Genomic DNA, 9,835 nt, shown 5'->3' on the forward strand with positions numbered 1-9,835 from the left:
CGGCCTTCCGGGCGGGGGGCGCGGCCGCCCCGCACCACCACAACAGGCCCTGGGATCCCGCACGCCGGGACCCGGGCCCGCCCAGTCGACCGACCGTACAACCGCCTCTCTGGCATGGAGCCCACGCAATGGTGAACGAGGACAAGCTTCGCGACTACCTCAAGCGGGCGACCGCCGATCTGCGCCAGGCCCGCAGGCGGTTGCGTGAGGTAGAGGAGAAGAACCAGGAACCCATCGCCATCGTCGCGATGAGCTGCCGCTATCCCGGAGGCGTCCGCAGCCCCGAGGACCTGTGGCGGCTCGTGGAGAACGGCGACGACGCCGTCTCCGGCTTCCCCGTCGACCGGGGCTGGGACGTGGACGCGCTCTACGACGCCGACCCCGACAGCGCCGGATCCAGCTACGTCAGCGAAGGCGGCTTCCTCTACGACGCCGCCGCCTTCGACCCCGCCCCCTTCGGGATCTCGCCGCGCGAAGCCCTCGCCATGGACCCCCAGCAGCGGCTGCTCCTCGAAGCGTCGTGGGAGGCCTTCGAGCGCGCGGGCATCGACCCGTCGTCCGTGCGCGGCAGCCGGACGGCCGTGTTCGCCGGTGTGATGTACCACGACTACACCGCGCGCCTCGATTCCGTACCCGAGGGCGTCGAAGGATTCCTCGGCACCGGCAGCTCCGGGAGCATCGCCTCGGGCCGGGTGGCCTACACGTTCGGCCTGGAGGGCCCGGCGGTCACCGTCGACACGGCCTGCTCGTCCTCGCTGGTCACCCTGCACCTGGCCGTCCAGGCGCTGCGGGCCGGAGAATGCACGATGGCGCTGGCGGGCGGTGTCACCGTGATGGCGACCCCCGCGACCTTCACCGAGTTCAGCCGACAGCGCGGTCTCGCGCCGGACGGGCGCTGCAAGCCCTTCGCGGCCGCCGCGGACGGTACGGGCTGGGGCGAAGGCGTCGGCATGCTGCTCGTCGAGCGCCTGTCGGACGCGCAGCGCAACGGTCACCCGATCCTCGCGGTGGTCCGCGGGTCGGCGATCAACCAGGACGGTGCGAGCAACGGTCTGACCGCTCCGAACGGTCCCTCGCAGCAGCGCGTCATCCACCAGGCGCTCACCAACGCACGGCTGTCGGCCGCGGACGTGGACGTCGTCGAGGCGCACGGTACGGGTACGACGCTCGGCGACCCGATCGAGGCCCAGGCCCTCCTCGCCACCTACGGCCAGGACCGCCCGGCCGGCCGTCCCCTGCTGCTCGGCTCCATCAAGTCCAACATCGGCCACACACAGGCCGCGGCCGGTGTCGCGAGCATCATCAAGATGGTCGAGGCGATGCGCCACGGTGTGGTCCCGAAGACCCTCCACCTCGATGAACCGACCCCGCACGTGGACTGGGAGGCGGGCGCCGTCTCCCTGATCGGCGAGAAGACCGACTGGCCGGAGACCGGTGAACTCCGGCGTGCGGGTGTGTCGTCGTTCGGGTTCAGTGGGACGAATGCGCATGTGATCGTCGAGCAGGCTCCGGCGGCCCCGGAGGCGCTGGACGATCCGGCTGGTGTGGTCGAGGGTTCGGAACTCGCGGTGGTGCCGTGGGTGTTGTCGGGCAAGAGTGCGGGGGCGTTGCGGGCGCAGGCGGAGCGGTTGTCCGGATTCCTCGCCGGTGCTTCGGCCGCGGGTGTGGCGTCGGTTGACGTGGGCTGGTCGTTGGCGTCGTCGCGGGCTGGGCTGGAACACCGGGCTGTGGTGCTGGGCGATCATGCGGCTGGTGTGGCGTCGGTGGCGTCGGGTGTGATGGCCGCGGGTGTGGTGACGGGGTCGGTCGCCGGGGGGAAGACGGCGTTCGTGTTCCCCGGACAGGGCTCGCAGTGGGTCGGTATGGCGGTGGGGTTGCTGGATTCCTCGCCGGTGTTCGCCGCCCGGGTGGACGAGTGTGCGAAGGCGTTGGAGCCGTTCACTGACTGGTCGTTGGTGGATGTGCTGCGGGGTGTGGAGGGTGCGCCGTCGTTGGAGCGCGTGGACGTGGTCCAGCCTGCTCTGTTCGCGGTGATGGTGTCGTTGGCGGAGGTGTGGCGGGCTGCTGGTGTGCGTCCCGGTGCGGTGATCGGTCATTCGCAGGGTGAGATCGCTGCCGCGTGTGTGGCGGGGATCTTGTCCCTTGAGGATGCGGCGCGGGTGGTCGCGCTGCGCAGTCAGGCGATCGGCCGGGTCCTGGCGGGTCTGGGCGGCATGGTGTCCGTGGCACTGCCGGCAAAGGATGTGCGGGAGCTGATCGCTCCGTGGGGTGAGGACCGGATCTCGGTGGCCGCGGTGAACGGCCCGTCCTCGGTGGTCGTTTCCGGCGAGGCCGGCGCCTTGGATGAGCTGTTGATCTCGTGTGAGTCGGATGGTGTGCGGGCGAAGCGGATCGCGGTGGATTACGCGTCGCATTCGGCGCAGGTCGAGTTGTTGCGGGACGAGCTTGCGGGGCTGCTGGCTCCGATTGTTCCGCGGGCTGCCGAGGTGCCGTTCCTGTCGACCGTGACCGGTGAGTGGGTGCGGGGCCCGGAGCTGGATGCCGGCTATTGGTTCCAGAACCTGCGGCGGACGGTGGAGTTGGAGGGTGCGACGCGGACGCTGCTGGAGCAGGGCTTCGGCGTGTTCGTCGAGTCGAGCCCGCACCCGGTGCTGACCGTCGGCATGCAGGAGACCGTCGAGGCTGCCGGCCGTGAGGCCGCTGTCCTGGGCTCCCTGCGCCGCAACGAAGGCGGGCTGGAGCGTTTTTGGCTGTCGCTGGGTGAGGCGTGGGTCCGCGGTGTGAGCGTGGACTGGGAGGCGGTGTTCGCGGGCACGGGTGCCCGGCGGGTTGACCTGCCCACCTACGCCTTCCAGCACGAGCACTACTGGCTCGAAAGCGGCACCGCCGAGGACGTCGCGGCCACCACCCACCCCGTCGACGCGGTCGAAGCCCGCTTCTGGGAGGCCGTCGAACGCCAGGACGTGGCGGCGCTCACCGCCGAGTTGGACGTCGACGAGAACGAGGGTCTCACCGCGCTGCTGCCCGCGCTGTCCTCGTGGCGTCGGCAGAGCCGTGAGCAGTCGGCCGTGGACGGCTGGCGCTACCGGGTCACCTGGAAGCCCGCGCCGGAGCCCACGACGGCCCGTCTCTCCGGCACCTGGCTGGTCGCCGTTCCCGAGGCGCCGACCGCTGGCCCGGCCGACGAGTGGACGGCCGCCGTCCTGCGTACGCTCGCCGAACACGGCGCCGACGTACGGCAGATCGCGGTCGCCCGGACCGAGGACAGCCGGGCCGCTCTCGCCGAGCGGATCCGTGAGGCACTCGCGGACGGACCCGCGGTGTCGGGCGTCCTGTCCCTGCTGACCCCGGCGGAGGCCGACCAGCCGTTCCACGTCTCCGCGCCCGGCGGTGTGATCGCCACCCTGTCCCTCGTCCAGGCGCTCGGTGACGCCGAGGTGGCCGTACCCCTGTGGTGCGTGACCCGCGGCGCCGTCGCCACCGGCCGTTCCGAGCGGGTGGCCGACCCCGCGCAGGCAGCGGTCTGGGGCCTGGGCCGGGTCGCCGCGCTGGAGCACGGCGAGCGCTGGGGCGGGCTGGTCGACCTGCCGGGCACGGACGCCGTGGACGACCGGGCACTGGCCCGGCTCGCGGGCGTCCTCGCCGGTGACGCCGCCGAGGACCAGGTGGCGGTGCGCGCCTCCGGTCTCTTCGTACGACGGCTCGTACGCGCCCGCCTCGCCGAGACGCCCGCCGTACGGGAGTGGCGTCCGCAGGGTACGACCCTGGTCACCGGCGGTACGGGCGCGCTGGGCGCGCACGTGGCCCGCTGGCTCGCCGGAAACGGCGCCGAGCACCTCATCCTCACCAGCCGTCGGGGCCCCGACGCACCGGGCGCGGCCGAACTCCGCGACGAACTCACCGCCCTCGGCGCCCGGGTGACCCTCGCGTCCTGCGATGTGAGCGACCGGGAGGCCGTCGCCGCCCTCATCGCCGCCGTTCCCGCGGACCAGCCCCTCACCGCCGTCGTGCACACGGCGGCCGTCCTCGACGACGGGGTCATCGAGGCGCTCACGCCCGAGCAGATCGAGCGCGTCCTGCGGGTGAAGGTCGACGCGACGCTGCACCTGCACGAACTGACCCGCGACCTCGACCTGTCGGCGTTCGTGTTCTTCTCGTCCTTCGCCGCCACCTTCGGCGCGCCCGGTCAGGGCAACTACGCGCCGGGCAACGCGTTCCTGGACGCCTTCGCCGAGTACCGCCGGGCGGCAGGACTGCCCGCCACCTCCATCGCCTGGGGCCCCTGGGGCGACGGGGGCATGGCCGAGGGCGCGGTCGGTGACCGGATGCGCCGCCACGGCGTCATCGAGATGTCACCCGAGCGCGCCGTCTCCGCCCTCCAGCACGCCCTGAACCGTGACGAGACGACCCTGACCGTCGCCGACATGGAGTGGAAGCGCTTCGTCCTCGCCTTCACCTCCGGCCGCGCCAGGCCCCTGCTGCACGACCTGCCCGAGGCGCGGGAGGTCATGGACGGCATGCGCACGGACGCGGCGGAGGACACCGGCAACGCTGCCGCGCTGGCCGAGCAGCTCACCGGCCGGCCCGAGGCCGAACAGGAGCGGCTGCTCCTCGAACTGGTCCGCACCGCTGTCGCCGCCGTCCTCGGATACGCGGGCCCCGACGCGGTCGAGGCGGGCCGGGCCTTCAAGGAGCTGGGCTTCGACTCCCTCACCTCCGTCGAACTGCGCAACCGCCTGAACACGGCCAGCGGCCTCAAGCTGCCGCCCACCCTCGTCTTCGACCACCCGACGCCCACCGTTCTCGCCCGGCACCTGCGGGCCGAGTTCTTCGGACAGGGCGCCGCGGCCGCCGTCCCGGTGCCGATGGCCGCGGTCTCCGACGCCGAACCGATCGCCATCGTCGCGATGAGCTGCCGCTTCCCCGGCGGCGTCCGCAACCCCGAGGAGCTGTGGCAGCTGCTCACCTCCGAGGGGGACGGGCTGTCCCGGTTCCCCCTGGACCGCGGCTGGGACGTCGAGGCGCTGTACGACCCCGACCCCGACGCGCAAGGGACCTCGTACACCCGGGAGGGCGGCTTCCTGTCCGACGCCGCCGCCTTCGACTCGTCGTTCTTCGGGATCTCGCCGCGCGAGGCCCTCGCCATGGACCCGCAGCAGCGGCTGCTCCTCGAAACCTCGTGGGAGGCGTTCGAGCGGGCCGGGATCGACCCGCAGACGCTGCGCGGCAGCCAGTCCGGTGTGTTCGTCGGCACCAACGGCTCCGACTACTCCAACCTCGCACGGACGGCGACGGACGGCCTTGAGGGGCACCTGGCCACCGGCAACGCGGGCAGCGTCGTCTCCGGCCGGCTCTCCTACACCTTCGGTCTCGAAGGCCCGGCCGTCACCGTCGACACCGCCTGCTCGGCCTCGCTCGTCGCCCTGCACCTCGCCGTCCAGGCCCTGCGCAGCGGCGAATGCTCGCTCGCCCTGGCCGGTGGCGTGACGGTGATGTCGACGCCGGGCACCTTCATCGAGTTCAGCCGCCAGCGCGGACTCTCCACCGACGGCCGCTGCAAGGCGTTCTCCTCGGACGCCGACGGATTCAGCCCCGCGGAGGGCGTCGGCATCCTGCTCGTCGAGCGCCTGTCGGACGCCCGGGCCAAGGGACATCCGGTGCTCGCGGTGGTCCGTGGGTCGGCGATCAACCAGGACGGTGCGAGCAACGGCCTGACGGCTCCGAACGGTCCCTCGCAGCAGCGCGTCATCCGCCAGGCCCTCGCCAACGCACGGCTGTCGGCCGCGGACGTGGACGTGGTCGAGGCGCACGGTACGGGTACGACGCTCGGCGACCCGATCGAGGCCCAGGCCCTGCTCGCCACCTACGGCCAGGAGCGTCCGGCCGGCCGGCCCTTGCTGCTCGGCTCCATCAAGTCCAACATCGGCCACGCCCAGGCGGCGGCCGGTGTCGCGGGCGTCATGAAGATGGTGCTCGCCATGCAGCACGGAGTGCTGCCGCAGAGCCTGCACATCGCCGAGCCCACGCCGCACGTCGACTGGACCGCGGGCGAGGTCGCCCTGCTGACCGAGGAGCGGGCCTGGCCGGAGACCGGCCGCCCCTGGCGGGCCGGCGTCTCGTCGTTCGGCTTCAGCGGCACCAACGCCCACGCCATCATCGAACAGGCTCCGGCCGAAGAGGGGTCCGACGACCGGGAGACCCCTGAGCCGTCGCCCCGACCCCTACTGGTCGCGCCCGCCCCGGACGACTCCGCGGTCACCCCGGTGGGTGCCGAGTCCGCCCTGGCCGGCTCCGCGTCCGACCGGCCCGCCGTGCTGCCCTGGACCCTGACCGCCAAGAGCGAGAAGGCCCTGCGCGGCCAGGCCGAACGTCTGCTGACACAGCTCTCCACCCGCTCTGACCAGCGACTTGTCGATGTCGGCCACTCCTTGGCGACGACCCGTACCGCGCTCGACCAGCGCGCCGTCCTCATCGGACGGGACCGCTCCGACTACGTCGGAACCCTGACCGCGCTCGCGGCCGGGGACACCTCACCCCTGCTCGTGCAGGGGGCGGTCATCGGGGGGAAGACGGCGTTCGTGTTCCCCGGACAGGGGTCGCAATGGGTAGGCATGGCGGAAGCGCTGTTGGACGCTTCACCCGTGTTCGCTGCCCGAGTGGATGAGTGTGCGAAGGCCCTTGAGCCCTTCACCGACTGGTCGCTGCGCGATGTCCTGCGCGGCGTCGCAGGCGCTCCGTCGTTGGAGCGCGTCGATGTGGTCCAGCCTGCTCTGTTCGCGGTGATGGTGTCGTTGGCGGAGGTGTGGCGGGCTGCTGGTGTGCGTCCTGGTGCGGTGATCGGTCATTCGCAGGGTGAGATCGCTGCGGCGTGTGTGGCGGGGATCTTGTCCCTTGAGGATGCGGCGCGGGTGGTTGCGTTGCGGAGTCAGGCGATCGGCCGGGTGCTGGCGGGTCTGGGCGGCATGGTCTCGGTGCCGTTGCCCGCGGTGGATGTGCGGGAGCTGATCGCCCCCTGGGGTGAGCAGCGGATCTCGGTGGCCGCGGTGAACGGACCGTCGTCCGTGGTCGTTTCGGGTGAAGTCCAGGCTCTGGATGAGCTGCTGGCCTCGTGTGAGGCGGCTGGGATTCGGGCCAAGCGGATCGCGGTGGATTACGCGTCGCATTCGGCTCAGGTGGAGTTGTTGCGGGAGGAGCTTGCAGAGCTGTTGGCTCCGGTTGTTCCGCGGGATGCCGAGGTGCCGTTCTTGTCGACGGTGACGGGTGAGTGGGTGCGGGGTCCGGAGCTGGATGGCGGGTACTGGTTCCGGAATCTGCGGCAGACGGTCGAGTTGGAGCAGGCGACCCGGACGCTGCTGGAGCAGGGTTTCGGGGTGTTCGTCGAATCCAGTCCGCACCCGGTGCTGACCGTCGGCATGCAGGAGACCGTCGAGGCTGCTGGTCGTGAGGCCGCTGTCCTGGGCTCGCTGCGCCGTAACGAGGGTGGTCTGGAGCGTTTTTGGCTGTCGCTGGGTGAGGCGTGGGTCCGCGGTGTGAGCGTGGACTGGGACGCGGTGTTCGCGGGCATGGGTGCCCGGCGGGTGGACCTGCCCACTTACGCGTTCCAGTCGCAGCGGTTCTGGCCGGAGGCCGCGCCCGTGGAGGCGGTGGCGGTGTCCGCGGAGAGCGTGATCGATGCCCGGTTCTGGGAAGCCGTCGAACGCGAAGACCTCGAAGCACTCACCGCGGAACTCGACATCGAGGGCGACCAGCCGCTGACCGCGCTGCTGCCCGCGCTGTCGTCGTGGCGTCGGCAGAGCCGTGAGCAGTCGACCGTGGACGGCTGGCGCTACCACGTCACCTGGAAGCCGCTGGCCGAGGCCAAGACCTCGCGTCTGTCGGGCACGTGGCTGGTCGTCGTCCCCGAGGCGCTGTCCGACGGGCCGGGTGAGGAGTGGGCGGCCGCTGTGCTGCGTACGCTCGCCGAACGCGGCGCTGAGGTCCGTACCGTGACCGTCCCGGCCGATGCGGCCGATCGTGACCGGCTCGGCGCCACCCTCAAGGCCGAGACGGGTGAGACCGCCCCGACCGGAGTCCTGTCCCTCCTCGCCCTCGCCGGTACGGGCGCCCTCGCCGCCGAAGGCACCGCGCTCCGTGCGCACACCGGGCTCCTCGCCACCGCCGCGCTCGTCCAGGCGCTCGGTGACGCCGATGTGGCCGCACCCCTGTGGTGCGTGACGCGCGGCGGCGTCTCCGTCGCCCGTTCGGAGCGGCTCCAGGACCCGGCGCAGGCGCTCGTCTCGGGCTTCGGCCGCACGGTCGCCCTGGAGTACCCCGACCGTTGGGGCGGTCTCGTCGACCTGCCGCAGCAGGCCGACAGCCGTACGCTCGAACGTCTCGCGGGTGTGCTGGCCGGTGACGGTTCCGAGGACCAGGTGGCGCTGCGCGCCTCGGGTCTCTTCGGCCGGCGTCTGGTCCACGCGCCGCTCGTGGACACCGCTGCCGTACGGGAGTGGCGTCCGGAGGGTACGACCCTGGTCACCGGCGGTACGGGCGCGCTGGGCGCGCACGTGGCCCGCTGGCTCGCCGGGAACGGAGCCGAGCACCTGCTCCTCACCAGCCGCCGGGGCCCCGACGCACCCGGAGCGGCCGAACTCCGCGACGAACTCACCGCCCTCGGCGCGCACGTGACCATCGCGGCCTGCGACATGGCCGACCGGGGCGCCGTAGCCGCCCTCATCGACACCATCCCCGCCGACCAGCCCCTCACCGCCGTCATGCACACGGCCGGTGTCCTGGACGACGGCGTCATCGACGCGTTGACTCCGGAGCGGTTCGGACACGTGCTCGCCCCCAAGGCGGACGCGGCGCTCACCCTCCACGAGCTCACCCGCGATCTGGACCTCTCGGCGTTCGTCCTCTTCTCCGGTGTCGCGGGCACGCTCGGCGACGCGGGGCAGGGCAACTACGCCGCCGCCAACTCCTACTTGGACGCCCTCGCCGAGCAGCGTCACGCCGACGGCCTCGCCGCCACCTCCGTGGCCTGGGGCCGCTGGGGCGACAGCGGGCTCGCCGCGGGCGGCGCGATCGGTGAGCGGCTCGACCGCGGAGGCGTGCCCGCCATGGCGCCCCGCTCGGCGATCCGCGCGCTGCAGCAGGCCCTCGACCACACGGAGGCGGCCGTCGCCGTCGCCGACATCCAGTGGGAGCGGTTCGCGCCCGGCTACACGGCGGTGCGGCCCAGTCCGTTCCTCGGCGACCTGCCCGAGGTGCGGCGGCTCGCCGAGTCCGCTCCGGCGGGCGGCGAAGCGGGCGGGGACTCCCCGGCCGAGGCGCTGCGCCGGCGGCTCGCCGTCATGCCGCAGGCCGAACAGGCCCTGGCCGTCCTCGAACTGGTCCGCGCCCACGCGGCCACCGCGCTGGGCCACCCCACGACCGACGAGGTGGGCGCGGGCCGCGCGTTCAAGGAGCTCGGATTCGACTCCCTGATCGCGCTGGAGCTGCGCAACCGCCTCAATGCCGCGACCGGGCTCAGGCTCCCGGCCACCCTTGTCTTCGACCACCCGACCCCGGCGGTCCTGGCCGAGTTCCTCCGGGCCGAGATCACCCAGGACGGCAGTGCCGGGGCCGCCCCGGGCATCGCGGAACTCGAAAAGCTGGAGTCCGCGCTGTCCGTTCTCGACCCGGACGGTGAAACGCGTACCGACATAGCGCTGCGCCTGCAGGCTCTTCTCGCGAAATGGGGTGAACCGCACATCGAATCAAGTGGCGAGGCCGTGACCGAGAAACTCCAGGAGGCCACGCCCGACGAACTCTTCGCATTCATTGAGCAAGAGTTCGGTATTTAGCACGGACAGCA

At 72.2% G+C, this 9,835-nt stretch carries 1 protein-coding gene; it reads left to right on the top strand.

The features are described from left to right. Window positions 1-131: 131 nt before the first annotated feature. Window positions 132-9,824 (top strand): type I polyketide synthase, encoded by a 9,693-nt coding sequence (locus tag OHS33_RS27275; protein ID WP_443065473.1) that lies wholly within the window; start codon window positions 132-134, stop codon window positions 9,822-9,824. Window positions 9,825-9,835: the final 11 nt, after the last annotated feature.

The sequence above is a fragment of the Streptomyces sp. NBC_00536 genome (assembly GCF_036346295.1).
Classification (GTDB): domain Bacteria; phylum Actinomycetota; class Actinomycetes; order Streptomycetales; family Streptomycetaceae; genus Streptomyces.